This window comes from Dickeya poaceiphila, from assembly GCF_007858975.2.
In the GTDB taxonomy this organism is placed as follows: domain Bacteria; phylum Pseudomonadota; class Gammaproteobacteria; order Enterobacterales; family Enterobacteriaceae; genus Dickeya; species Dickeya poaceiphila.
Map to the genome: position 1 here is coordinate 131,896 of NZ_CP042220.2, position 23,252 is coordinate 155,147.

At 55.2% G+C, this 23,252-nt stretch carries 20 protein-coding genes; 12 read left to right on the plus strand and 8 right to left on the minus strand.

The features are described 5' to 3' along the window. Nucleotides 1-376: 376 nt before the first annotated feature. The 9 genes from bcsO to Dpoa569_RS00605 all read left to right on the plus strand — a co-directional run bounded on the left by bcsO (nt 377) and on the right by Dpoa569_RS00605 (nt 15,632). Entirely contained in the window at nt 377-976 is a 600-nt protein-coding gene (gene bcsO, locus Dpoa569_RS00565; RefSeq protein WP_042867643.1) for a cellulose biosynthesis protein BcsO, read from the plus strand. Continuing rightward, entirely contained in the window at nt 967-1,782 is an 816-nt protein-coding gene (gene bcsQ / locus Dpoa569_RS00570) for a cellulose biosynthesis protein BcsQ (RefSeq protein ID WP_042867646.1), read from the plus strand. The genes bcsO and bcsQ overlap by 10 nt, the downstream gene beginning before the upstream one ends. Before the next feature lie 108 nt (nt 1,783-1,890). Then, nucleotides 1,891-3,975, plus strand: coding sequence for a UDP-forming cellulose synthase catalytic subunit (bcsA, locus tag Dpoa569_RS00575; RefSeq protein WP_050569367.1), 2,085 nt, complete (start codon nt 1,891-1,893; stop codon nt 3,973-3,975). Beyond that, complete coding sequence (gene bcsB / locus Dpoa569_RS00580; protein ID WP_042867648.1) at nt 3,972-6,485, plus strand: cellulose biosynthesis cyclic di-GMP-binding regulatory protein BcsB; 2,514 nt, start codon at nt 3,972-3,974, stop codon at nt 6,483-6,485. Before bcsA ends, bcsB begins: the two co-directional genes overlap by 4 nt. Nucleotides 6,486-6,496: 11 nt before the next feature. Next, a complete protein-coding gene (locus tag Dpoa569_RS00585) occupies nt 6,497-10,531 on the plus strand; it encodes a cellulose biosynthesis protein BcsC (RefSeq protein WP_050569368.1) in 4,035 nt (1,344 codons plus the stop codon). Between the two features lie 2 nt (nt 10,532-10,533). Further along, nucleotides 10,534-11,001: a cellulose biosynthesis protein BcsD gene (gene bcsD / locus Dpoa569_RS00590; protein WP_042867650.1), complete on the plus strand. Its 468-nt coding sequence runs from the start codon at nt 10,534-10,536 to the stop codon at nt 10,999-11,001. Nucleotides 11,002-11,013: 12 nt separating this feature from the next. Beyond that, the gene (locus Dpoa569_RS00595) at nt 11,014-12,012 is read left to right on the plus strand and encodes a glycosyl hydrolase family 8 (RefSeq protein ID WP_042867652.1); all 999 of its coding nucleotides are present in this window, start codon (nt 11,014-11,016) and stop codon (nt 12,010-12,012) included. 411 nt (nt 12,013-12,423) lie between these two features. Next, on the plus strand, nt 12,424-13,710 hold the full coding sequence (locus Dpoa569_RS00600) for a dicarboxylate/amino acid:cation symporter (RefSeq protein WP_042867654.1): 1,287 nt from the start codon (nt 12,424-12,426) through the stop codon (nt 13,708-13,710). 431 nt (nt 13,711-14,141) lie between these two features. Continuing rightward, nucleotides 14,142-15,632, plus strand: a complete 1,491-nt coding sequence (locus tag Dpoa569_RS00605; protein ID WP_042867655.1) for a M16 family metallopeptidase — start codon at nt 14,142-14,144, stop codon at nt 15,630-15,632. 122 nt (nt 15,633-15,754) lie between these two features. Here the strand turns inward: Dpoa569_RS00605 and kdgK are convergent, their stop codons facing one another. From kdgK to yhjD, 3 genes are all read right to left on the minus strand, one after another. After that, entirely contained in the window at nt 15,755-16,687 is a 933-nt protein-coding gene (gene kdgK / locus Dpoa569_RS00610; RefSeq protein WP_042867657.1) for a 2-dehydro-3-deoxygluconokinase, read from the minus strand. A 204-nt stretch (nt 16,688-16,891) separates the two neighbouring features. Next, nucleotides 16,892-17,095, minus strand: a complete 204-nt coding sequence (locus Dpoa569_RS00615; protein ID WP_042867660.1) for a 2-hydroxymuconate tautomerase family protein — start codon at nt 17,093-17,095, stop codon at nt 16,892-16,894. Between the two features lie 30 nt (nt 17,096-17,125). Then, nucleotides 17,126-18,112 carry an inner membrane protein YhjD gene (gene yhjD / locus Dpoa569_RS00620; protein ID WP_042867661.1) on the minus strand — a complete coding sequence of 329 codons (987 nt, stop codon included), beginning with the start codon at nt 18,110-18,112 and terminating at the stop codon, nt 17,126-17,128. A gap of 187 nt (nt 18,113-18,299) precedes the next feature. Here yhjD and Dpoa569_RS00625 point away from each other — a divergent pair, with 187 nt between their 5' ends. Then, nucleotides 18,300-19,517: an MFS transporter gene (locus Dpoa569_RS00625; protein ID WP_042867663.1), complete on the plus strand. Its 1,218-nt coding sequence runs from the start codon at nt 18,300-18,302 to the stop codon at nt 19,515-19,517. Between the two features lie 61 nt (nt 19,518-19,578). On the opposite strand, the gene Dpoa569_RS00630 is transcribed toward Dpoa569_RS00625, so the two are convergent. Both Dpoa569_RS00630 and Dpoa569_RS00635 read right to left on the minus strand, forming a co-directional pair. Further along, a complete protein-coding gene (locus Dpoa569_RS00630) occupies nt 19,579-20,142 on the minus strand; it encodes a DcrB family lipoprotein (protein WP_042867665.1) in 564 nt (187 codons plus the stop codon). A gap of 188 nt (nt 20,143-20,330) precedes the next feature. After that, nucleotides 20,331-20,999, minus strand: coding sequence for a 7-cyano-7-deazaguanine/7-aminomethyl-7-deazaguanine transporter (locus tag Dpoa569_RS00635; RefSeq protein ID WP_042867669.1), 669 nt, complete (start codon nt 20,997-20,999; stop codon nt 20,331-20,333). 288 nt (nt 21,000-21,287) lie between these two features. Between Dpoa569_RS00635 and tusA the strand changes: the two genes are divergently transcribed. Next, nucleotides 21,288-21,533 carry a sulfurtransferase TusA gene (tusA, locus tag Dpoa569_RS00640; protein WP_042867671.1) on the plus strand — a complete coding sequence of 82 codons (246 nt, stop codon included), beginning with the start codon at nt 21,288-21,290 and terminating at the stop codon, nt 21,531-21,533. On the opposite strand, the gene Dpoa569_RS00645 is transcribed toward tusA, so the two are convergent. Continuing rightward, entirely contained in the window at nt 21,509-21,670 is a 162-nt protein-coding gene (locus Dpoa569_RS00645) for a hypothetical protein (RefSeq protein ID WP_155683825.1), read from the minus strand. The two genes, tusA and Dpoa569_RS00645, sit on opposite strands and share 25 nt — an antisense overlap. Nucleotides 21,671-21,784: 114 nt before the next feature. Between Dpoa569_RS00645 and Dpoa569_RS00650 the strand changes: the two genes are divergently transcribed. Next, nucleotides 21,785-22,111: a DUF1820 family protein gene (locus Dpoa569_RS00650; RefSeq protein ID WP_042867673.1), complete on the plus strand. Its 327-nt coding sequence runs from the start codon at nt 21,785-21,787 to the stop codon at nt 22,109-22,111. A 76-nt stretch (nt 22,112-22,187) separates the two neighbouring features. On the opposite strand, the gene Dpoa569_RS00655 is transcribed toward Dpoa569_RS00650, so the two are convergent. Further along, on the minus strand, nt 22,188-22,475 hold the full coding sequence (locus Dpoa569_RS00655) for a DUF1145 family protein (protein ID WP_042867675.1): 288 nt from the start codon (nt 22,473-22,475) through the stop codon (nt 22,188-22,190). Continuing rightward, a complete protein-coding gene (gene rsmD, locus Dpoa569_RS00660) occupies nt 22,459-23,082 on the minus strand; it encodes a 16S rRNA (guanine(966)-N(2))-methyltransferase (RefSeq protein ID WP_042867677.1) in 624 nt (207 codons plus the stop codon). The genes Dpoa569_RS00655 and rsmD overlap by 17 nt, the downstream gene beginning before the upstream one ends. Between the last annotated feature and the right edge of the window lie 170 nt (nt 23,083-23,252).

Here is a 23,252-nt window from a genome sequence, read left to right on the forward strand (position 1 = left end):
TCGGCCAACGCCAGGTGCTGGTAGAGATTTCCATTGTTTAATTTATTTTAATATATTGCTCAATATTTAGTCATGGATTTCAGGTGAGCACTACGCTATCTTCTCGCAATAGATTTATCACCCGGTGCCGAATTGGTAATCCCCTCAGTGATTAGCCATGATTTAACTATCAATATAGTGATTTTGGCGGGATGGGTGATGTCGTTTTCAGCACGCTAAGGAAGGGAAATTTTACTTATAGGTTATTGATTTATTTTTCTGGAGTAATTTACCTTCATTACAAATATCGTTTAAGATTAATCCTAAAAGATTGTTTTTTGCGCTGTAGTCCCGCGCCATATTAGCCGTCACCCTTTTCCAGGGAAATGTCAGTTAGATGAATAGTTATGATGATATGCAGCGCTTTAAGGATAAAGCCCAGATAAAAGATATTAATTTCAGGGATATGTCCGGACAGGTATTGCAATCTGACACCGTTGTCTGGCCGATTATAAAACAGCTGTTGCGCAATCAGGCTGGTGAGGACTCGCTATCGGCGGCTCAGCCGGTGAGTATTGCGCAACCTGTGCCGGCGAGTCTGGACGCGTTGTCTGAGCCTGTGGTGTCGCCGTCTCACCGTGTCATGCCGTCAGCCGCCGTCATCTCTGGGTCTTCCGGAGATAATCGATATTCCCTGTTTAACGCTATTGCTGCGTCGCCGCCGCCCGTTCAGGTTGCTCCTGTGCCTGTGTCCGTAGCACAGCAGGTAGCGCCGCAGAGGGAAGAAACGATATCTTCAGAAACGCCACGCCCGCATCCGCTCGCGCATACACCGGCACCAGCAGCGTCCACACCTGTGATGAGCGAGGCGCCGCTCGCCTCAGAAGCTGGACGATTCCGCCAGTTATTTAGTCGTCATCGCCATGATGAAACCCATTCGGTATCCAAGACCATGTTGTTGAAACCCTTGCTGGAGAAAATCGCGTTATGCCGTTAGTTTGTGTTTGTTCTCCGAAAGGTGGCGTCGGTAAAACCACCATGGCGGCTAATCTGGCCTATGCGCTGGCTCGTGGCGGCAGCAAGGTGCTGGCGATTGATTTCGATGTGCAGAATGCGTTGCGCCTGCATTTTGGCGTGCCGCTCGGTGATGAACGTGGTTACGTTGCCAAATCCGATGAAATGGCCGACTGGAGCCAGTCTATCCTGACCGCAGACGATAATATTTTCGTGTTGCCTTACGGCAATGTCACCGAAGAACAACGGCTGGCGTTTGAGCATCGTATGACGACCGACCCACTGTTTCTCCAGCGCGGCCTGAGTTCGGTGATGAATTATCCGGGGTTGGTCATCGTGGCGGATTTCCCGCCAGGACCGAGTCCGGCGTTGAAGGCCATGACGGAACTGGCCGATCTGCATCTGGTGGTGATGATGGCGGATACCGCTTCCCTGTCGCTGATGCCGCAGATTGAGGGCAATAAACTGACCGGTCAGGCGCTAAATAATCGCAAAGGTTCTTACCTGTTGCTGAATCAAACGGATAATCGCCGTGCTATCAGCAGTCAGGTGTCGTCGTTTCTCCAGCAACGTATGCCGGACAAACTGATTGGCAGTGTACACCGTGATGAGAGTGTCGCTGAAGCCAACGCCTCCCAACGCTCCATTTTTGATTTCAACCCGGTTTCTGCTGCTGCGTTTGACATTGAACTGATTGGAAAACGCGTTGCGTCGCTGCTGGATATCAGGATTGGTAACGGAGAAGTTCACGCCGATTTTCCCACTTATCAAGCTGTTTCTGCCAGCTAAGTGCTAATTCAGTCTACAATCGTAAAGAATTGTTATTCTTTGACTGATTTTTTTAGCACAGGCAGGTGCGCGCGAACGTTTTCCATCAATTAATTATCAGGATAATCGATGAAAAAAATCCTGTTCTTAACCATTTTGTTGTTATTGCTACCGGTTGCAGCGGTGATTGTCATCACCCCGATGGACAGTGAAAAACAATATATATTCGGCCTGATCAGCCTGGCGTTGATGTTTTTGCTGGGACTCAATAAACGCCGTCAGGTGACGGTGATACTCATTATTATGTCAGTGCTGACGTCAACACGTTATATGTACTGGCGGGCAACGGAAACCCTGCACTTCAACTCTGAAATTGAAGCCATTCTGGGCATGGGTTTATTTATTGCCGAGTTCTATATCTGGGTGATTTTGTTATTAGGTTTTCTTCAGACGGCCTGGCCGCTGGAGCGCGCGATTGAGCCGATGCCGGAGGACACTCAGTTATGGCCGACGGTGGATGTGTATATTCCTACCTATAACGAGAGTCTTGATGTGGTGCGCGATACGGTGCTGGCGGCGCAGTGCATCGACTACCCGCGCGACAAAATGACAATCTATTTGTTGGATGACGGCAAACGCAGCGAATTTGCCGTGTTCGCCTCGCAAGTGGGCGTCGGTTATATCACCCGCGATAACAACGCTCACGCTAAGGCCGGTAACCTTAACCATGCGCTTAAGTTGACCCAAGGCGAGCTTATCTGCGTATTTGACTGTGATCACGTCGCCAAGCGCATCTTCCTGCAAGCCACGGTTGGCCCGTTCCTGTCGGACCCGAAACTGGCACTGTTGCAGACGCCGCATTACTTCTATTCGCCGGACCCGTTCGAACGTAACCTGCGCGCGGCGCGCGACATGCCGAGCGAAGGCGCGCTGTTTTACGGGCCGGTGCAACAAGGCAATGACCTCTGGAATGCGGCCTTTTTCTGCGGTTCCTGCGCGGTGATTCGCCGTGCAGCACTGGATGAAATTGGCGGCTTTGCGGTGGAAACCGTAACGGAAGACGCGCATACCGCCATCAAGATGCAGCGCAAAGGCTGGAAATCCGCCTTTCTGGCGATTCCGCTGGCAGCGGGTCTGGCGACCGAACGGCTGGTGCTGCATGTTATTCAGCGTACCCGCTGGGCACGTGGCATGACGCAGATTTTCCGGGTTGATAACCCGTTGTTCGGGCGTGGGCTGACCTGGCCTCAACGGTTGTGCTATCTCAACGCCATGCTGCATTTCCAGTTTGGCTTGCCGCGCGTGGTGTTCCTGACGGCGCCGCTGGCCTACCTGCTGTTCAACCTCAATATTATCTATGCCTCGGCGGCGACGATTTTTGCGTATGTATTACCGCATCTGGTGCTGTCGATGTACCTCAACTCGCGCATGAACGGGCGTTTTCGTTACAGTTTCTGGGGTGAAATCTACGAAACGGTGATGGCGTTCCATCTGGTGATTCCGACGCTGGTCACCCTGTTCGCGCCGACGCGCGGCAAGTTCAACGTAACCGATAAAGGCGGCCTGCTGGACGAAGGCTTTTTTGATTTTCGTATTGTGCGGCCACATATCATTGCGGCGATTTTGATGGGAGCAGGCGTCGTGGCTGGCATTGCCCGCATCGTGGCGCATGATTATTTCAATGTGGACCCCTATGTGATGGTGCTGAACGTGGTGTGGGCGCTACTCAGTTTGTTAACCCTGCTGGCAGCGATTGCGGTAGCGCGGGAAACCAAACAGGTGCGCAAGACCATCCGCGTTGATGTGGATGTGCCCGCTATCATTCATTACGTCAGCGGCGTGGCATCCCGCACCACCACCATTAATCTGTCGATGGGCGGAGTACAGCTTAAAGCGCCGGATCAGCGTCATAAAACCGATGAGATTGAGGCGGTTGAGCTGTTGCTGCAATCCAGCGAAATTTGCCTGCCAGCACAGTCGGTGGCGGCAGACGACGACACCATTCGCCTGCGATTTGACAATATTCCGTTGGCCCAGCGTCGGGCGCTGGTACGCGTGGTGCTGTCGCGTGCAGATGCCTGGATGAGTTCGCCCTTTCCGCAGGATCGTCCCTTGCGCTCACTGTGGGCGGTGGTGTGTACCGTTTGCGCATTCTTCTGGATGAGTTTGCGAGGCCGTAAAGCAGACCAGAAGAAGGGAGACGTCGTTGCATGATGATGCCACGTTTTTTGAAATCGCTGTGGCCTCTGTGCGTGAGCGGCGTATTGATGCTGGGTGGCAACGGTGCGCTGGCGGCTGGCAACACGGCGGATGAGCCGTTGCCCACCATGCTCAGCCCCGGCGGCAGCCAAACCGCGCCTGCTGCGAATACTGCATCGATGCCGACACCGCCAGCGATGCCGCCGATGGTGTCGCCACAGGCATCGCCAACGGCACCGTCCCCGGTTATGCCAGAAGCGACATCGCCGGATCTTCCTGCACCGCCGCCGCTGACGACGCCGTCCATGCTGTTGCCGGCACCGGTTGGTGATCAATCCGCGACAGATCAGCCCACGACAGGTTATCAGCCGCTATCTAGCGACGTCACCGTGGCGCAGATGGGCCAAACGCGGGGGATTACGCTGGCGGGCGGTCAGGCGCAGGCTGGGGTGATTTTTACTCTGCCTGGCGATCAGGTGGTGACCAATGCGCGTCTGGATCTGGCGTTGCGGGTATCGCCCGAACTGGCGGCGCTCAATACGTCGATGCAACTGATGCTGAACGGCCAGCCGCTGGGTAGTGTGCCGCTGAACGCCGTGACTGGCGACAGTACGTTGTTTCAACTGGATATTCCCGCTGCAATGGTGGTTTCCAGTAACAACCTGAGTTTTCGCGTCAATGATGCTGATCGCCTGCTGTGCGAGCGCGACAGCGCGACCCGCTACAACCTGACTATTCTTCCGACCACGACCCTGCATCTGGAAGGCCAGCAACTTGATATCGGCACCCGGCTGGAGAATTTCCCACGTCCGTTTATCGACCCGCTGCAGATGTCGTCCACTTCTGTACCGATGGTGTTTCCGGCCAACCTTACCCCCGCTCAGGTCAGCGCGGCATCGCTGGTGGCTTCTTGGCTGGGGATGCGTATGGATGGTTACGGCGTGACGTTCCCGGTGATACGCGATGCGTTGCCTGAGAAGAGCGGCATAGTGTTTGGCCGACCAGGAGACAACGTGGGCACGCTGACGCTGCCAGAGGTTGCCGGTCCTACATTGCAACTGATTGATAACCCGGTGAACCCGGTTTACAAACTGATGCTGGTTATAGGCAAGGATGATGAGCAGTTGCGGCAGGCGGCGTATCGCCTGATCAATCAGCCCTTCACTGGCGATGCGTCAACCCTGTCGGTAACGCCGCAGACCATTCCTTTTCGCCGCGCTTATGACGCACCGCGCTGGATCAATACCGACCGACCGGTACGGCTGAGTGAATTGTTGCGCAACGATCAAAACATGACAGTCAGTGGGCTTTGGCATGAGGCGCTGCGCATCAACTTCCGCGCCGCGCCGGATTTGTTTTTGTGGGATGGCGATACCATTCCGGTAAACGTCGATTACCGTTTCCCGTCAGAAAGCTGGATTGATGAAAGCCGCTCATACCTGAATGTGATGCTCAACGGCACCTTCCTGCACAATCTGCCGGTGAACAAGGTCGGTGTGTTACAACAATTGTGGCGTGAAATGGGCGGTGATAGCCGTCAGGAAAATTATACGCTGAAGGTCGATCCGTATCTGATTTACGGATACAACCAGTTCCAGCTTTACTTCAACATCCGTGCGAAAGAAGATGCGCCGTGCAGCGTGCTGCTTAACAACAACATCAAGAGCCAGATTGCCGACAGCGCGTCTATCGATCTCAGTCGCACACGCCATTTCACGCTGCTGCCGAATCTTTCCTATTTCGTGGGGGTGGCGTTCCCGTTCACTCGTCAGGCGGATTACGCTCAGACAGTAATGCTGCTGCCGGAAAAACCAACCAACGCTGAAATTGGCCTGCTGCTTGACCTGGCTGGTCGCGCTGGCGATGCCACCGGCGTGAGCCTCAACCACAACCGCGTAATGTTCGGCTTGCCGACCAACGCCGGTGACCGGCAGAAGCTTGAAAATAGCGATGTACTGGCGGTGACCTCGTTGCAGCAAACGGCGTTCAATCAGAACCTGCTGTCTGGTTCACCCTATACGGTGAATGACCGTACTTTTGGCGTCAGGACACCAGGAGTATGGGAGCACTTACAAACTTTATTGATCGGTGACTGGAACCGTACCCCGCTGGAGGCAGACCGCTATTTCTCGTCTAACGAAGCCTGGCGCGGTTTCCTGAGCTACCGGTCGCCGTGGAACCCGGATCGGGTGGTGGTAGTGGCCACCGGCAGTGGCGACGACCAGTTGTTGCGACTGTATGGCGACCTGAGTTCGCCGAGCATTAACGCTGCGGTGCGAGGCGATACCGCCATTATCACCGACGAAAACGGCGTGCGTAGCTTTCGGGTGGGACCACAGTTCCCTAGTGGTGAAATGCCCTGGTACATGATGGTTGTCTGGTACGCCAATCAACACGCGGTGTTGCTGGCGTTGATGGCGCTGCTGTTGGCGGCGGTGATGGGGCTGAGCCTGGCATCGATGCTCCGGCGGCTGGCAGAGAAAAGGCTGTCTACCCGACGTGATGCGGGATCGGATAAAGAATAAGCGAGCCACCTATGAAGATGACGACATTAACAGCCCGCATCCGTCAGTCACTGTCTCTTACCGGTGTGGTGGTCAGCGGCGTGCTATCGACCTCCGCGCTGGCGGCACAGACTAACCCGGCGCTACAGGCGCTGTTTGAACAGGCAGATTACTGGCATCAACGCTCTCATGACGATCTTGCTCGTGGCGCGTTGCAGAAAATCCTGATGGCGGATGCCAACAACCCGCAGGCGCTTTACCTGATGGCGTTGTACGCCCAACATAGCGGCGATAATGCCGAAGCTGCCAAATGGCGTGAGCGCCTGAGCAAGGCATCGCCGCAGGACCCGCTGTTGCAGGCGCTGGATAATGCCCGCCAGACCTCGACCATCCCGCCAGCGCAGCTGGCGCTGGCGCGTCAGCAGGCGCGCAGCGGCAATATCAGCGCGTCGCTGCAAACCTGGCGCAATCTGTTTAGCGGCACTCAGCCGCCTGCCAGTATTGCGGCGGAATACTATCTGACCATGGCGGGTGACCGTACGCTATTACCGCAGGCGATTGACCACCTGCGCGAGTTTGTGGCGGCGCATCCGCAGGATACCAATGCCGTTGTGGCGCTCGGCAAGGCGCTGACCTATCAGGAGCCGACCCGCCGCGAAGGGTTGCAAATGCTGAGTGGGCTGGCGTCCGGCAGTACCGATGCCGATCAGGCGATGCGGCAGGCGTTGCTGTGGCTGGGACCCAAAGTGGACGACGCGCCGCTCTATCAGCTCTATCAGCAGCGGCACCCGCAGGATACGGCGGTGATGGACTATTACCGCAAAAATGTGGGCGGCAACGAGAAAGACAAAGGCTTTAGCGCACTCAACAGCGGCGATCTCTCCAGCGCGCAAACCGCGTTCGGCCAGGTGTTGCAGGCTAACCCGGAAGATGCGGATGCGCTGGCGGGAATGGGGTATGCCGCCCAGCGGCGCGGCGATTTTGCCGCCGCCGCAACGTATCTGGAACGGGCGGCCCGGCAGGGTGGCGAGAACAGTGCTCAACGCCAGCAGCAGGCAGACGATGCCCGTTTCTACGCCCAACTGGCGGCTGCGCAGCAGGCGATGAAGAGTGGCGATACGGCACAGGCGCTGACGCTAAGCGAACCCTTGGTGCAGGCTGGCGGCGACAAAGGGATGACGGCGAAACTGTTCCGCGCCGATGTGCTGCGCCGCACCAATAATTTTTCGCAGGCGGAACGGTTGTACCGCGATATTCTGCAAACCGATGCGGATAATCGTAACGCCAAAGAAGGGCTTTATTACGTACTGCGCGAGCAGAAACGTACCGACGAAGCCAATTCGTTATTTTCGGCCTTGCCGGAGGACGTGCGCCGCACCATGGCACCGCGCCCGGTCAGCATCGCCACCAGCACGCCGGTGCGCAACGAAGCCAAACAGGCGCTGGCGGCGGGCGACACCACGCGTGCCATCGGCCTGCTGCAACAGGGTGTGCAGCGCTTCCCGAACGACGGCTGGCTGAAGCTCGATCTGGCGCGGATTTATCAGCAGCAGGGCAATACCGCCGCCGCCACCGCGTTGATGCAGCCATTATTCCGCGCCGGAGCCAGTGCGGATGAACTCTACGCCGCAGCACTGTTCGCCAGTGAAAATAACGCCTGGCAACAGGCCAGTACGTTGCTGTCGCGCATTCCGCCGCGTAATCAGAACGACGATATTCGCAGTCTGTCGCGGCGCGTTAATTTCAATTTACAGATGGCGACCGCGCAGGTGTATTTGTCGCGGGGCGAGAACGCCGCGGCGGCTAACACGCTGCGGGCGTTATCAGTCACGCCGCCGGATAACCCGGCTGACGCGGGCAAACTGGCCCGCTCACTGGCGGCGGCGGGGGAAACGGCGGCGGCGGTGACGGTGGTGCGCAACAATATGCAGCGTGGCGTGCAGGGCAACGCAGGGGATTATGCCGATCAGATTGGCGTGCTGAATCAGGCCGGCCTGAGTGATGACGCGCAGTCATGGCTCAACCGCCCGGAACTGGTGGCGCGCAGCAGCACGGCACAGCTTGACGCACTGCGCACCGGTTTTGTGGTGCGCGAAGCCGACCGTTTGCGCGAGAACCAGCAGTATGCACAGGCTTACGACAAGCTGGCCCGTGCGCTGCAACGCGACCCGAAAAATACCGACTTGATGTTCGCCATGGCCCGGTTATACCAGTCCGGCAAAATGAGCAAAGAGGCGGCGGACGTTTACGACTACCTGCTGTTGCATGACACGCCAACACAGGAGGCGCGCGTCGGCGCCATTAATGTGGCGCTGGAACGTAACGACCCGCAAAAGGCACAGGCGCTTGCTGTCGGCTTGAAGGGCGAACAGACGGCGGAGCGGCTGTTGCTGCTGGCACGGGTTGAGAATGCTGAAGGTAACAACGAGCAGGCTTTGGCTTACCTGAAAGCCGCCCGCGCGAAAGCGGTTGGGCTGGAAGGTGGCACACCAGGCAAGGCGGCAGCGATTGGCGGTCTGGCGATGGCGGATAATCCATTCATCAATCGCTCGACAACAGCTACTACCCGTGTTGCCGGTAGCCCTTCTGTCTATGGTGGCGTGATGCCATGGCAGCAGCGTAGCGAGGTTGCAGCAGGCGGTGCCGCGGTGGGGGCTTCCGTCGTTGCCCAACAAACCGCCACACTGAACCAGATCAACACCATGATGGACGATCTGGAGCGCGATAACGGCGGTTGGGTGCAGGGTGAGGCGCAGATTCGCAGCCGCGATGGCGAATCGGGGCTTAGCCGGTTAACTGAAGCTAAAGCCCCGCTCACCTGGTCGAGCGGCTCGTTTGGCGATGCGCACTTTAGCTTTAGCGTCACGCCGATGACGATGAGTTCCGGCAGCGCCAGCGGCGATGCTGATCGTCGCTATGGGGCTGGTGCGGGGGCACAGGCGGTGCGGAATATGGTGACCACCATAAATAGAGTCACATTAAAAGATGTGGCTGATTTTACTGGGAGTTCAACTGCGACAATTCCTGCTTCTTTGCTGAATCTTCCGCTTACATCCGGTAATCCTGTTAAATTTGAGAATTTGAATCCTCTTACAGCCTCCGGTGGGAATTTCTTCACCCTGATTAACCGTCCTGAAAATGCATTACTTAAACGTTTTCTCTTATCCTCATCAAAAAAACCAGATGTTAATTCTGAAGGAATGGGTTCAACAGAATCTCAGAAAGCCTCTGGAGTGGAACTCAATCTGGCGCTGATCGGCAAAAACTATAAATTTGACTTCGGCAGCACGCCGCTCGGTCAGGATTTGAATACGCTGGTCGGCGGCGTGCAATGGTCGCCCAAACTGACGGATTTTCTCACACTGATCGTGACCGGAGAGCGCCGTGCGGTGACGGATAGCCTGCTTTCCTATGTTGGCCGTAAAGAGGTTTTCAGTGGCGAGAGCTGGGGGCAGGTGACCAAAAACGGTGGTAACGTACTGCTGAGCTACGACAACGGCGATGTCGGTGCCTATGGCGGTGGCGGCGCTTACCGCTATCTTGGCAAAAATGTGAAGAGCAACAACGCCGTGATGGCCAATGCGGGTTTCTATATTCGCCCGGTGCATGATAGTGACAGCGAGTTGAAAACCGGCGTTAACCTGAGCTGGATGAATTTCAATAAAAACCTGAGTTATTACAGCTACGGTCAGGGCGGTTATTTTAGCCCGCAGAATTATGTCTCGGTCTCGCTTCCCATCGAGTGGAACCAACGCTACGACAATCTGAATCTTAAGGCGGGCGTGTCGGTAGGATATCAGTCCTATACCCTCGATAAGAGCGATTACTTCCCAAATAATCCTGACTGGCAAGCGTTTCTGGATGATGCTGTGACCGATGGCTTTGCCAAAGAATCCCATTACGCCAGCGACAGCAAGAACGGCATTGGCTATAACGCGCATGTCGGTGCGGACTACCGCGTCACCAAAGATGTGACGGTGGGCGGGCAGGTGGGCTACGACACCTTTGGCAACTATAACGAAACCACGGCCCGGCTCTATTTCCGCTACGGGCTGGGAGGCAAATAAGCATGAGTGACATGCAGCAACATGCACTGAACTATTATCGCCAACAGCAACTGCCGCCCGGCTGGGCGGATCTGTTCGGCGTGATCGTCAACGGGATGATGGATAATGCCGGCGAGCAAGACGGGCTGGCATTTTTGCGCCACATGGGCGAACAACTGGCCGAACGCTACCCGTTGCCGGAGGCGTTAACCGTGGTGGATCTGGAACGGGAGATGAATCAGGTGTTGTCTCAGTTTCACTGGGGATGCGTGGACCTGCGCCCGTATGAAAACCGGCTGGAGATTTATCACCTGGCATTACCTGTGCTGGCGAATACGCAAAGCAGTAGCTCACGGTGGCGCATGGCGATGGCGGCAGTATTGCAGGGACTATACAGCCGCTGGCTGCGTGGACAAGGTGGAGCAGAAAATGTGCCGTTATCCTGCGAGGAAACCGAAAATGGATCGATTCTTTTGTTTCGTTACTATTGAGCTGGAGGCGTAATGGTAAAGCCAATATGGCGTGGTTGGGCGTTGATGTTGATGGTGTTGTTTAGTATGTCGGCAACGGCGGCGACAGGTTGGGAAACCTATAAAAGTCGCTTCATGACTCAGGATGGGCGCATTCAGGATACGGGAAATAACAACGTCAGCCATACCGAAGGCCAGGGTTTCGCCATGCTGATGGCGGTGCATTACGGCGACCGCACTGCATTCGATAGCCTGTGGAACTGGACGCAACGCCACCTCATGGATAGCTCCAGTGGCCTGTTTTACTGGCGTTATGATCCGTCGGCTTCCAATCCGGTGGTCGATAAAAACAACGCATCCGATGGTGATGTCCTGATTGCGTGGGCGCTGTTGCAGGCCGGAAATAAGTGGCAGGATAACAGTTACTTGCAATCCTCTGACCGCATTCAAAAAGCAGTCATCAGCCACGAGGTCATTCAGTTTGCGGACCATACCGTGATGTTGCCCGGCGCTTATGGATTTAATAAGAACAGCTATGTTGTCCTGAACCCGTCCTATTTTCTGTTTCCTGCCTGGCGAGATTTTGCCCGTCGCAGTCATCTTCAGGTCTGGCGGCAACTGATTGACGATAGCCTGTCGTTGCTTAGCGAAATGCGCTTCGGTCAGGCCGGGTTGCCGACGGACTGGGTCGCGCTGAATGTGGATGGGTCGATGGCGCCGGCAACGGCATGGCCATCGCGTTTCAGTTATGACGCTATCCGCGTGCCGTTGTACCTGTACTGGTATGATGCCAAAACCACAGCGCTGCTGCCGTTTCAGTTGTACTGGCGCAATTATCCCCGGCTGGCGACACCGGCCTGGGTTGACGTGCTGAGCAATAATACCGCGCCTTACAATATGCAAGGTGGCTTACTGGCGGTGCGCGACCTGACGATGGGCAACCTTGCTGAGCTTAGCGATCTGCCCGGTGCGTCGGATGATTACTACTCATCCAGCTTGCGCCTGCTGGTGGCCCTGGCGCGCGGTCAATAACGGTTCTTGTCGTACCTACAGCGAGGACATCGTCCTCGCTGTGTCCCTCTGTGTGTCTCCTTTGATTTTTCCTTGGTGTATTTTACGCTTCACGTTTTGTTAACCTGATTGTTACTCGTGATCCTATTCACAAAAAATTCTTATGAATCAGCGCAAAATAGGGTTGTAGCATGGTTTGCTGCGAGGTTGAGACGGCGTTGGTGATGCGTGATGTTATCGGTAAATTAATGCAATGTTTTTGGGAATAATCTGTTGAAGCGATTCAGCTCTTGTTTTTAACCGGATGTTCACAAACTAAAGTTATAAAAGTATTCACTCTGTTATCAGGGTGTTATTTTCCGGCGCAAGCACAGGCGGCAACTTTATCGTTCTTTGTCCCCTGTGTCTTTTCCCATCAAAGGACGTCACACTATGAAAAAATCAATATTCAAAAGTCTCTACTTTCAAGTGCTTGTAGCTATCACCATAGGGATATTGCTGGGACATTTCTACCCGGCGCTGGGGCAACAGATGCAGCCTCTGGGCGATGGATTCGTAAAATTAATCAAAATGGTGATCGCGCCAGTGATCTTTTGTACCGTCGTCACCGGGATCGCCGGGATGGAGAGTATGAAGGCCGTGGGGCGTACCGGCGCTGCCGCGCTGCTCTATTTTGAAATTGTCAGTACGCTGGCGCTGATTATCGGCCTGGTGGTGGTCAACGTGCTGCAACCCGGTGTCGGCATGAACGTTGACCCGTCGTCGCTGAATGCGGCTGCGGTGGCGAATTATGCCACTGAAGCTGGCAAGCAGGGCGTGGTGCCGTTCCTGATGGATGTGATTCCTTCCAGCGTCATTGGCGCTTTCGCCAGCGGCAACATCCTGCAGGTGCTGCTGTTTGCGGTGATGTTCGGTTTTGCCCTGCACCATCTGGGTGAAAAAGGCGTGCTGATTTTCGATGTGATTGAAAGTTTCTCCCAGGTCGTTTTCGGCATTATCAACATGATCATGCGTCTGGCGCCGCTGGGTGCGTTCGGCGCGATGGCATTTACCATCGGCAAGTATGGCGTAGGTACGCTGGTACAGCTGGGGCAGTTGATTATCTGTTTCTACATCACCTGTATCCTGTTTGTGGTGCTGGTGCTTGGCTCCATCGCCAGAGCGACCGGTTTCAGTATCTTCAAGTTCATTCGCTACATTCGTGAAGAACTGCTGATCGTACTGGGAACCTCATCGTCCGAGTCTGCGCTGCCGCGTATGCTGGAGAAAATGGAAAAACTGGGTTGTAAGAAATCGGTAGTGGGTCTGGTGATTCCGACCGGCTACTCCTTCAACCTGGACGGTACGTCGATTTACCTGACGATGGCGGCGGTATTTATCGCTCAGGCGACCAACAGCCACATGGATATCTGGCATCAGATTACGCTGTTGGTGGTGTTGCTGTTGTCCTCCAAAGGCGCAGCAGGCGTGACGGGCAGCGGCTTTATTGTGCTGGCGGCGACCATTTCTGCCGTAGGGCACCTGCCGATTGCCGGTCTGGCGCTGATTCTGGGTATTGACCGCTTTATGTCTGAAGCGCGTGCGCTGACCAATCTGGTGGGCAACGGCGTGGCGACCGTAGTGGTGGCCAAATGGTGTAAACAGCTTGATTCTCAACAGATGAACGATGTGCTTTCTGGCCGTAATGACCGCCCAGCTGCGGAGTCTCGTCCTTCCTGATAGTGAGTACTAGCTCTTTCTTGCCTGTATTCCCACAGCCCGTTTTACGGGCTGTGGGTAATTCTTATCCATTCTGTGCTAGATTTAGTCGCCTTTAATTTTTTTACTCTTTATTTCACCTTGTTGAGTGACATAGACAAAAGCACGCTGTCTAACTGAGTGGTACACTTCGCTTCGCTATTTTTGTGAGGCGACGATACCCGCCATACTTCAAGTTGCCGGTGCGTTGGTTGACCCCGGTTATCCGGCTCACGTTGCAAGGCTTGTATCAGCTCTGGTGTTGAAAAGCCGACGCGTTGCGTGGTTCAAAACCTGAGCGTTTTGTCTCACAGCTTGAATGATTGGGGGTATAACGCGTGAAGTGGCAGGGTGATGCCACCCGAATTCACAAAAACATACTGTATTGGTTAGTGATTAAAGTAGGGGTTCACATGCAGGGCACCAAATTTGGCCTTTTTGTTGGTGGAGTGTTGCTGGCGGCTAACGTCGGCAACGTGCAGGCTGAAGCACTACAACCCGATCCCGCCTGGCAACAAGGCAAGCTGGATAACGGCTTTAGCTGGCAGCTGCTTGCAACACCCCAGCGTCCCAGTGACCGGATTGAACTACGGTTGATGATTAATACCGGTTCATTGACGGAAAATGCGCAGCAGACGGGTTTTTCCCATTTTATTCCACGTCTGGCATTGTTGCCGCGCGACACCTTTTCGGCAGGTCAGTTGCCATCGTTGTGGCAGCAATCTGAAAGCGAAACCCGGCCACTGCCTCCGGCTACCACCTCATATGACTTTACCTCTTACAATCTGAGTCTGCCTAACAATCGGCCCGACTTGCTGAAAGACGCGCTAATCTGGCTGGCGGATACGGCGGGGCGGCTGCAGATTAATGACAAACACATCGCGTTGGCGCGGAAGATGCTTGACCCAGTGGCGACGGCACCCACCAATCCGCAGGACCCAAGCTGGCGTTACCGTCTGAAAGGATCGTCTTTGTTGTCGTATGCGCCGGGGCAATCGCTCAAGGCTCCGGTGAATGCGGAACAACTGAACAAATACTACCAAACCTGGTACACCCCTGACGCCATGACGCTGTACGTGGTGGGCAACGTTGACAGTCGGGTTATCGCCGAGCAGATCGACAAAGCGTTTTCGTCGTTGCAGGGAAAACGGGTGACGCCGTCGCCATTGCCGACCTTGTCCGCGATGCCATCGGCCCCGATAAGCCTGATGGACAGCAGCGTGAAGCAGGACATTCTGTCGCTGGTGTGGGATATGCCATGGCAGCCGATCCGCAATTCGCAGGCATTGGCGCGTTACTGGCATAGCGATTTGGCGCGTGAGGCGCTGTTCTGGCATATACAGCAGGCGTTGACCAAAAGCCCGCTGAAAGACACCAATGTACGTTTTGACTGTAATGTGGTGTATGGCCGCGCCCAGTGCGCTATCCATCTGGACAATGTCACTGGTGAGTCGGCGCAGGCGGGGGTGACTTTCCTGAGCAAAGAACTCCGGGCGTTACGGGATAAGGGGCTGTCTCAGGCGGAGTTTGATACGCTGATGGCGCGTAAGACGGAAGAGCTGGGCAAGCTGTTTGCTACTTACGCCCGTGCCAGCACCGATATTCTGATGGATCAGCGCTTGCGTTCGCAGAAAAACGGAGTGGTGGATATCGCACCGGAGCAGTATCAGAAACTGCGCCAGAATTATCTGGCATCCGTCACGCTGGAGATGCTGAATCAGGAATTGCATCAGCAACTGTCTCAGGAAGCGACATTGATGATGTTGCAACCGCAGGGTGAACTGGAAGCCAGCATGAAGGCGCTTCAGGAAACCTACATGAGCATCATGAAGCCGGATAATGGCGCCTCTGCCGCATCGGACGCTGTCAAAGCACCGCAGGACGAAGCGTCGGCAGTGCGTTAACGCTATCACCATCTGAATCGGGTATTGGCCGATTCGACAGAAATAAAACAACGCCGGTTTAGCTGTCTGCTGAACCGGCGTTTTTGTTGATTGTTATTGTTGTGTCAGCCGTGTGATGCTGCTCAGGCAGGCATTGCATCCAGCGGAATAATTGCGCCACGGTATTGAATAACGGTGCTGGCGGTGAGGTGGCCGCGTTTGGCGGCATCCTGCGCACTGCCGCCGTTCAGACGTACCGACAGGTAACCGGCGCTAAACGAGTCGCCTGCCGCGGTGGTATCGACGACGTTCTCTTTTGGCAGCTTAATTGCCGGGATTTCCAGCAACGGTTCGCCCTGAATAGAAACCAGACACGCGTCTGCGCCACGTTTGATGACAACTTCCGTCACCCCGGCACCATGGGTGCGTTTCAGCACCTCGTCCACCGACAGTTCACCCCACAGCATATCTTCGTCATCCAGCGTCAGAAACGCGATATCGGTGCAGGCCAGAATATCGCGGTACGACTGTCGGGTTTCTTCTTTACTCTGCCAAAGGCGCGGGCGGTAATTGTTGTCGAAAATCACCTTGCCGCCGTTGGCGCGGCAGGCGCGTAGCACCGCCAGCAGGCGTTCACGACTGCTCTGATTCAGGATAGCCAGGCTGATACCGCTCAGGTAGAGGTAATCGAACTTCGTCAGTTGCTGGCCGATGGTTTCGGCATCCGGGCTTTCCAGCCAGTAGCGGGCGGCCGCGTCGTTACGCCAGTAGTAAAACGTACGCTCGCCGGTGGCATCGGTTTCAATGAAATACAGCCCCGGTAATTTGTTGTCCAGACGCTGGATCAGGTCGGTTTTGACCCCTTCCTGTTGCCAGGCGGCCATCATGTCGCTACTGAAGGAGTCGGTGCCCAGCGCGGTGACGTAGTGCACGCCAGGCGCGTCTGGTTTTACCTGACGGGAGAGATAAACGGCGGTGTTGAGGGTATCGCCACCAAAACCGCGGCTGAGTTCCGCGCCTTTCTGTGACAGTTCAATCATGCACTCGCCAATAATTGCAATGTTCTTCGTCGTCATGACAGCTGGCCTGTAAAAAAAGAGAAGGTGAACTGAATGGAAACTAGCGCCAGTCTCAACATTACGCAACATGGAGTCAATAGTGATGAAACGATGTTTTATTTTTTCATGATATGGATCGGGAAAAGCAGTTGTAATCCCGACCCTTAGGAAATGGTGGTGTGCCGAATGTATTGTGTTTCTACAGATGTATTGTGTTTCCAGTTATGAATCTTGCTGGCGGCGCTCGGTAACGCTCTGTCCGCCAATACCCCAGTTGTCAGTTTCTACTTCATCAATGATGACTACCGTCGTGGCCGGATTCTTCCCCAGCGTATCTACCAGCAGTTGGGTCACGCCGGCAATCAGCTGTTGCTTCTGTTCGGCGGTAACGCCGTCTTTGGTAATACGAATGTTGACGAAAGGCATGGTTGCTCCTGTTTGTGATATGGACTTTTGTTATGTGTTTTTGGGGGCGCTGGATAGCGATGCCGGTTTGTTAGTATCGGTTTTCGGGTCTGCGGTGGCTATCCAGGCGGCGCAAAACAGCGTCAGACGTGCAAAAAAGTAGAAAAACGTCATCAGGCCGATGACGGAACCAAACGCGGCGCCGGAAGGCGACGTCGCCAGTTTGGGCAGCGCCACGGTCATGGCGAATTTGAGCGCTTCGAAACCAATGGCCGCTATCAGCGTGCCGCGCAGCAGCGGCGTACGCTGGGGATTATGGCGCGGCAATACCCACAGTATCCACAAAAACAACAGATAGTTGGCGAAAATGGAGATAGAGAGCGCAATCAGCGTCATGGCCGGGCGCAACCAGTCAATGCCGCCCAGACCCAATGCCCGCACGATGGTTGCCTGCGCGCTGCCCGCTACCGAGGTAAGGAATAGCGTGATCCCCAGCGCCAGCAGCAGACCAATCAGCGACAGAAAATCCCACAGGTAGCGCAGATAGATTTTTTCTTCCTCATGCGGCTGACGTTCCCACACCTCACGCGACTGGGCGTGAATCGCTTCGCGCAGATTGCCTATCCAGTTTACGCCGGAATAAAGCGCTATCAGTAAACCGGTCAACCCGACGGTGGTACGTTGCCGAACGGCAGTATTAACGGTGTTCTTCAGGGTACGGGCGAGGTTCGGGTCGCTGATGCTGTTGACGATACGGTTGATGAGACCGGTCAGCAGGTCGGGGTTGGAAGCCAGCACAAACCCTGCCGTGGCGAACGATACCATCAGAATCGGAATCAGCGACAGAAACGAAAAATAGGTGATGGCGGCGCCGAACTGGTTGCCCATGCGGTCGTTAAAGCGCTCTCCCGCACGGATAACATGCGCGATAGCAGGCACCGACCTGACGCGGTGCAGCCAGTCAGTCAAATGCCCGAACCGCTGCCGGGAGACACCCTGTTCGGTTGGTGAGTGTGGCGGGGTAGGCTTCACAGGCATGAAATCTCTCCTGAGCGACATTCCTGTTGAGTATAACGCAGGCATCTTCTGTCATATAAACGTAAACCCATAAAGGCAACACCGCCTGATTGATGCTGAAAGACTCTAGTGTCTTATTTATACTCGGAATCTTAACATTGTCTGCCGCGTCGCCTGTTGACGCGACCTGTAAGCGAGCCGATTCATCATGTCTGTTTCCACACCGCCTGTGTCGCCTAAACCCTCTCCAGGCGGCTTACGCCTGAACCTGCGCATCATGTCTGTCGTGATGTTTAATTTTGCCAGCTACCTGAATATTGGGTTGCCGCTGGCGGTGTTACCGGGTTATGTGCATGAACACCTTGGATTCAGCGCATTCTGGGCGGGCTTGGTGATCAGCCTGCAATATTTTTCTACCTTGCTAAGCCGCCCACGCGCGGGTCGTCATGCCGATGAAAAAGGGCCGAAGCAGGTTGTGGTGTTCGGTCTGGCGGGAGGATGGTTGAGCGGCGCGTTTTATGCGCTGGCCGCCTGGAATGACGGTTCGCCGGTACTGGCGCTGGTATTGCTGTGTGTTGGGCGGTTGATTTTGGGTGTCGGGCAGAGTTTTGCCGGTACCGGCGCAACGCTGTGGGGCGTCGGCGTGGTCGGGGCGCTGCATATTGGCCGGGTGATTTCGTGGAATGGTGTGGCGACCTACGGTGCCATGGCGATTGGCGCGCCGCTGGGGGTGTGGATTTACCATCTCGGCGGGTTGCGGTGGCTGGCTATCGTTGTCATGCTGGTGGCCGGTACTGCGATGCTGCTGGCGTTACCCCGTCCGGCGGTGACGGCAACGCCCGGCAAGAAATTGCCGTTTCGGGAGGTGCTGGGCAAGGTCTGGCTATATGGCGTTCTTCTGTCGCTGGCATCCGCCGGGTTTGGCGTAATTTCGACGTTTATCACCTTGTTTTACGCCAGCCACCAGTGGAGCGGTGCTGCGCTGACTCTGAGTGTGTTCAGTTGCGCTTTTGTCGGCACCCGGCTGTTGTTCCCGAATGTGATTAACCGGTTCGGCGGTCTGTGGGTCGCGCTGGTTTGTTTTCTGGTGGAAAGCGCCGGATTGCTGCTGGTGTGGCTGGCGTCGCACCCGCTAATGGCAGAGGTGGGGGCATTTTTCGCCGGGGCCGGGTTTTCGCTGGTGTTTCCGGCGTTGGGCGTGGTGGCGGTCAAGGCGGTATCCGCACAGAATCAGGGCAGCGCGCTGGCGACCTACACCATCTTTCTTGATCTGTCGCTGGGGGTGGTTGGGCCGGCTGCCGGCGTCATGATGGCTTATACCGATATCGATGCCATTTATCTGGCGGCGGCGGGACTGGCACTGTTGGGATTGTTGCTGACCGTGCGGTTGCATCAGCGCGGAGTGCGGGAAGAGAATGCGCTGTGAGCCTGTTCCCGCCGGCAGCCGTTTAACGGTGCGGCGGGATAGTCAGTAGCCGGTGTGGGGATCAGTTCAGTTTTAGCGTACTGATTACCTTGCTCGCGTCAGCCTGTGCCTGCGGCAGGTTATCCGCCGGCAGCGTGATTTGTAGCGTCAGCAGGTGATTGTCCGTTTTAGCTAACACGATGGACGAGAACGCTTTTTGCCCGTTGCTGGTCATGACGCTATCCAGTTGTTGAATCTGATGACCGTTGATTTCAGCGGTCTTGTTGCCCAGTACCTGAAGGGTGGCGTCACGCCCACGTTGCTGCTGTTCCAGACGTTGACCCAATGCCGGCAAATCCAACGGTGTGTCATCGCCGACGATAACAATAATGGCTTTCTGGCCGCTTTGATCGGCATAAACGTGCATGTTGTTGTTCTGATTACCCAGCTTGCCGCTTTGGTCGCTCAGCCCGTTTGGCAGGGTAAAGCTCAGCTTACCAGAGAGCAGGGACACATTCTGCGTGGTGGTTTTCTCTGCCGTCGGGTTGGCAGCTGGCGCGCTGGTTTTCTTATCGCTGTTGCCGTCGCAGGCAGCCAGCGTGGCGGCCAGCAGACCAATACCGATATATTTCGCTAAATTTGGCATGGGTATCCTTTCTTTATCACGAACAAAAACAAGAAGTGGCGCTATGGCACCTGATTCGGGGCGTAAAAACAAGCGTTTTGTTACTACAGTTGTTGTTATTACACCCGAATCAGGCTGAGGGCGGCAATTTTTCCGGTTATTCCGAAACCCCTTATTTCGGGAAAATCCGTTTTGAATAAAAAAGCGTATCAGGCGGTTTGATCCTGGTACGGCGAGCTTCCCGACTGGCTCAGGCGGCGCAGTACCATGTTAAGCAGTACCCCGTACATCGGCAGGAAGAAAATCAGATTGATGGCTATCTTGAAGAAATAATCCACCGTGGCGATTTCTATCCAATGCGTGGCCATGAACGGATCTGTGCTGCGATAAAAGGCGATAAAAAAGAACGCCACGGTATCGCTAAGGTTGCCCAGTACGGCAGAGGCGGCTGGTGCCACCCACCAGGCTTTGAGCTGGCGCAGACGGTTAAAGACGTGTACGTCGAGAATCTGGCCCAGCACATAGGCCATCAGGCTGGCGGCGGCGATACGCGCCACCATCGGATTCACCTGACTTAACGCGCTGAATCCCTGCCATTCACCTTTGTAGAACAGCGAAGAAACCAGATACGACGCGATCAGCGCTGGCACCATCACGGTCAGAATAATGCGGCGAGCCAGCGGGGCACCGAAAATCCGCACCGTCAGGTCGGAAGCCAGGAAAATGAACGGGAAAGTAAATGCGCCCCAGGTAGTATGAAAGCCGAAAAGCGTAATCGGCAGTTGAACCAGATAGTTACTGGAGATAATCACCACTATATGAAAAAGTGACAGCCAGCACAGTGCTGTCAACCGCTGTTGTGCAGAGAACTGAAACATAATATGACCTTTTTTTGGTTATTGGGGTGAGGGAACCCAGACAAATTGCCTCGTCATACCCGTTATATTTCATGTTGCAGCGGTATGGGCTGCAACGCGAATTATTGGGGTATATGCGTCTTTTTAACGCTAACGTGTCGGCATCATACCGCGTTGTTGCAGCTTTGCAATGGTTAGTGGGCGTATCATTGTGTGGCTAATAATTAATCTGTTACAGGCGGCTTGCACCCCCCTGTGGGAAGGGTAAACTACGCCGCCATGCGTTCGACAATCATAATGAGACACTGAATGACCGATATTTTCGCCAATCCAGACCTTACTCTGGATGCTCAGGGATTGCGCTGCCCGGAACCGGTAATGATGGTGCGCAAGACGGTGCGTCAGATGGAGGCTGGGCAAACCCTGCTGATTATCGCCGATGATCCGGCTACCACCCGCGATATCCCCGGTTTTTGCCGTTATATGGAGCATGAGTTACTGGCGCAGATGACCGAACAACTGCCTTATCGTTACTTGTTGCGCAAGGGGGCGTAACCACCGCAGTTAATGGTACCTTCGTCGCCAGACGTAAAGCGAACGTACTCTCTGGTTCTCTCTTCGCTACTCATGCCATACATGCAGTCACCCGCATCAACGATGGCTGGACGGTGAAAGCTGGTGGTGTAAACCATGTGCTGTCAGACCGGCCTGTCGGTGGAGCGCTGCCGGGCTTCATGTTATGTTAGCGGCCAGTTTTTGTTACCAAATGAGATGCCCGGCAACCTGTCGGGGGAGACGAACCTTTAATGAGCAATGGACCCGCCCTTTACCGTATCCAGTTCATGAATAATGGTAAGAATTATCAGCTATATGTACGTGAGCTGGTGCAGAGTAATCTGTTCGGATTTATTGAAATTGCCGACTTCGTTTTCGATAACCCGTCCACCGTACTGGTTGACCCGACCACGGAAAAACTGAAAACGGAATTTGCCGGTGTAGGCCGCAGCTATATTCCGCTACAGGCGGTTATTCGGATTGATGCGGTGACCGCACGGGATAGCGGTAGCGCCCGTATTTCTGAACTGGGCGACAACGTCACTCATTTCCCTTATTTGCCGGGTAAAAAAACCTGATCTATCTGGTGGCGCACGGCGGTATCCTGCTGCGCCACCGCTTTTCCATGTCATGCGCTGGTCACGTGTTTACCGATTAGCGTCGTTTGCGCGGCGGCGTTGGCTGTTTGCGTTGCCAGTCCAGTAATTCGAATACCCCAAACAGGAAGATGCGCAGTTGAAAAAGCTTGCTGAACGGCGGCGCGTCTTTGGGTTGGCTCGCTTTGAGCAACAGGAACTGCGCGCCGTGCATCAGCAGCATAAATCCCATCGCCAGAACCATGAAAATGTTCAGCGGACGGGGAAAGGGATGAATCAGGTTCAGGATCAGAAACCCCCATACGCCCAGCATCAGCAGTCGGCCAAGATTAATCCCAATGCTCATCGTTGCCTCCCGGCGTTGCGTCAGACGCGTGACGGATATAAAGGCGGTAGGAAACCTGCCCTGCGGTTTTTTCCCGATGTAGCGTCCAGGTCGGCGGGATAGTTAACAGGCGATTTTCCGCCTCGGTTTCAATATAGACCCAGGCCTCTTCTGCCAGCCAGTTACCCGCTTCCAGCAGTCGCAGTGTGTCATCCAACAGGCCGCAGCGAAACGGCGGGTCAAGAAACACCACGTCGAAAGGCTGCGTCGAAGCCGGTTTAGCCAGCCATTGCAGCGTATCGGTATTCACCACCTCGGCGTTGCCGGCACGCAGTAGAGCCAGATTTTGCGTCAGCTGACGTGCAACGTTGCGCTCGGCCTCCAGCAGCGTGGCGTGAGAGGCTGCCCGCGACAGCGCTTCCAGCCCCAGCGCGCCGCTACCGGCAAAACAGTCCAGACAGCGTGAGTGCGCAATCACCGGAGCGAGCCAGTTGAACAGGGTTTCGCGTACGCGATCAGTGGTGGGGCGCAAACCGGGGCTATCCGGCACGGGAAGTTTTCTGCCGCGCCACTGGCCGCCAATGATGCGGATTTGACCGGGTGCGGATGTCGCTTGATGTTTTGCCATAACCTGTATTTTGCTGAAATGGTGCACCGGCGGCAGCCCACCGGATTTTGTGAGGCGTTATTCTACCGGCGGCAGCCGGTGTAGCAAATGTAAAGATGCAGTTAATGGGAGACAAGGCGGAAAAAATCCCTCAAATTCGGGGACCTGACATGAGGTTGACACACCTGGTT

Bases quoted from the DNA above. Each gene is read 5' to 3' on its own strand.
- bcsQ (WP_042867646.1), top strand. From the start codon at position 967: ATGCCGTTAGTTTGTGTTTGTTCTCCGAAAGGTGGCGTCGGTAAAACC.
- kdgK (WP_042867657.1), bottom strand. From the start codon at position 16,687: ATGACGACGAAGAACATTGCAATTATTGGCGAGTGCATGATTGAACTG.
- Dpoa569_RS00595 (WP_042867652.1), top strand. From the start codon at position 11,014: ATGGTAAAGCCAATATGGCGTGGTTGGGCGTTGATGTTGATGGTGTTG.
- bcsA (WP_050569367.1), top strand. From the start codon at position 1,891: ATGAAAAAAATCCTGTTCTTAACCATTTTGTTGTTATTGCTACCGGTT.
- Dpoa569_RS00645 (WP_155683825.1), bottom strand. From the start codon at position 21,670: ATGGTTTACACCACCAGCTTTCACCGTCCAGCCATCGTTGATGCGGGT.
- yhjD (WP_042867661.1), bottom strand. From the start codon at position 18,112: ATGCCTGTGAAGCCTACCCCGCCACACTCACCAACCGAACAGGGTGTC.
- tusA (WP_042867671.1), top strand. From the start codon at position 21,288: ATGACCGATATTTTCGCCAATCCAGACCTTACTCTGGATGCTCAGGGA.
- Dpoa569_RS00650 (WP_042867673.1), top strand. From the start codon at position 21,785: ATGAGCAATGGACCCGCCCTTTACCGTATCCAGTTCATGAATAATGGT.
- Dpoa569_RS00655 (WP_042867675.1), bottom strand. From the start codon at position 22,475: ATGAGCATTGGGATTAATCTTGGCCGACTGCTGATGCTGGGCGTATGG.
- Dpoa569_RS00605 (WP_042867655.1), top strand. From the start codon at position 14,142: ATGCAGGGCACCAAATTTGGCCTTTTTGTTGGTGGAGTGTTGCTGGCG.
- Dpoa569_RS00615 (WP_042867660.1), bottom strand. From the start codon at position 17,095: ATGCCTTTCGTCAACATTCGTATTACCAAAGACGGCGTTACCGCCGAA.
- Dpoa569_RS00585 (WP_050569368.1), top strand. From the start codon at position 6,497: ATGAAGATGACGACATTAACAGCCCGCATCCGTCAGTCACTGTCTCTT.
- Dpoa569_RS00600 (WP_042867654.1), top strand. From the start codon at position 12,424: ATGAAAAAATCAATATTCAAAAGTCTCTACTTTCAAGTGCTTGTAGCT.
- bcsD (WP_042867650.1), top strand. From the start codon at position 10,534: ATGAGTGACATGCAGCAACATGCACTGAACTATTATCGCCAACAGCAA.
- Dpoa569_RS00630 (WP_042867665.1), bottom strand. From the start codon at position 20,142: ATGCCAAATTTAGCGAAATATATCGGTATTGGTCTGCTGGCCGCCACG.
- bcsB (WP_042867648.1), top strand. From the start codon at position 3,972: ATGATGATGCCACGTTTTTTGAAATCGCTGTGGCCTCTGTGCGTGAGC.
- bcsO (WP_042867643.1), top strand. From the start codon at position 377: ATGAATAGTTATGATGATATGCAGCGCTTTAAGGATAAAGCCCAGATA.
- rsmD (WP_042867677.1), bottom strand. From the start codon at position 23,082: ATGGCAAAACATCAAGCGACATCCGCACCCGGTCAAATCCGCATCATT.
- Dpoa569_RS00625 (WP_042867663.1), top strand. From the start codon at position 18,300: ATGTCTGTTTCCACACCGCCTGTGTCGCCTAAACCCTCTCCAGGCGGC.
- Dpoa569_RS00635 (WP_042867669.1), bottom strand. From the start codon at position 20,999: ATGTTTCAGTTCTCTGCACAACAGCGGTTGACAGCACTGTGCTGGCTG.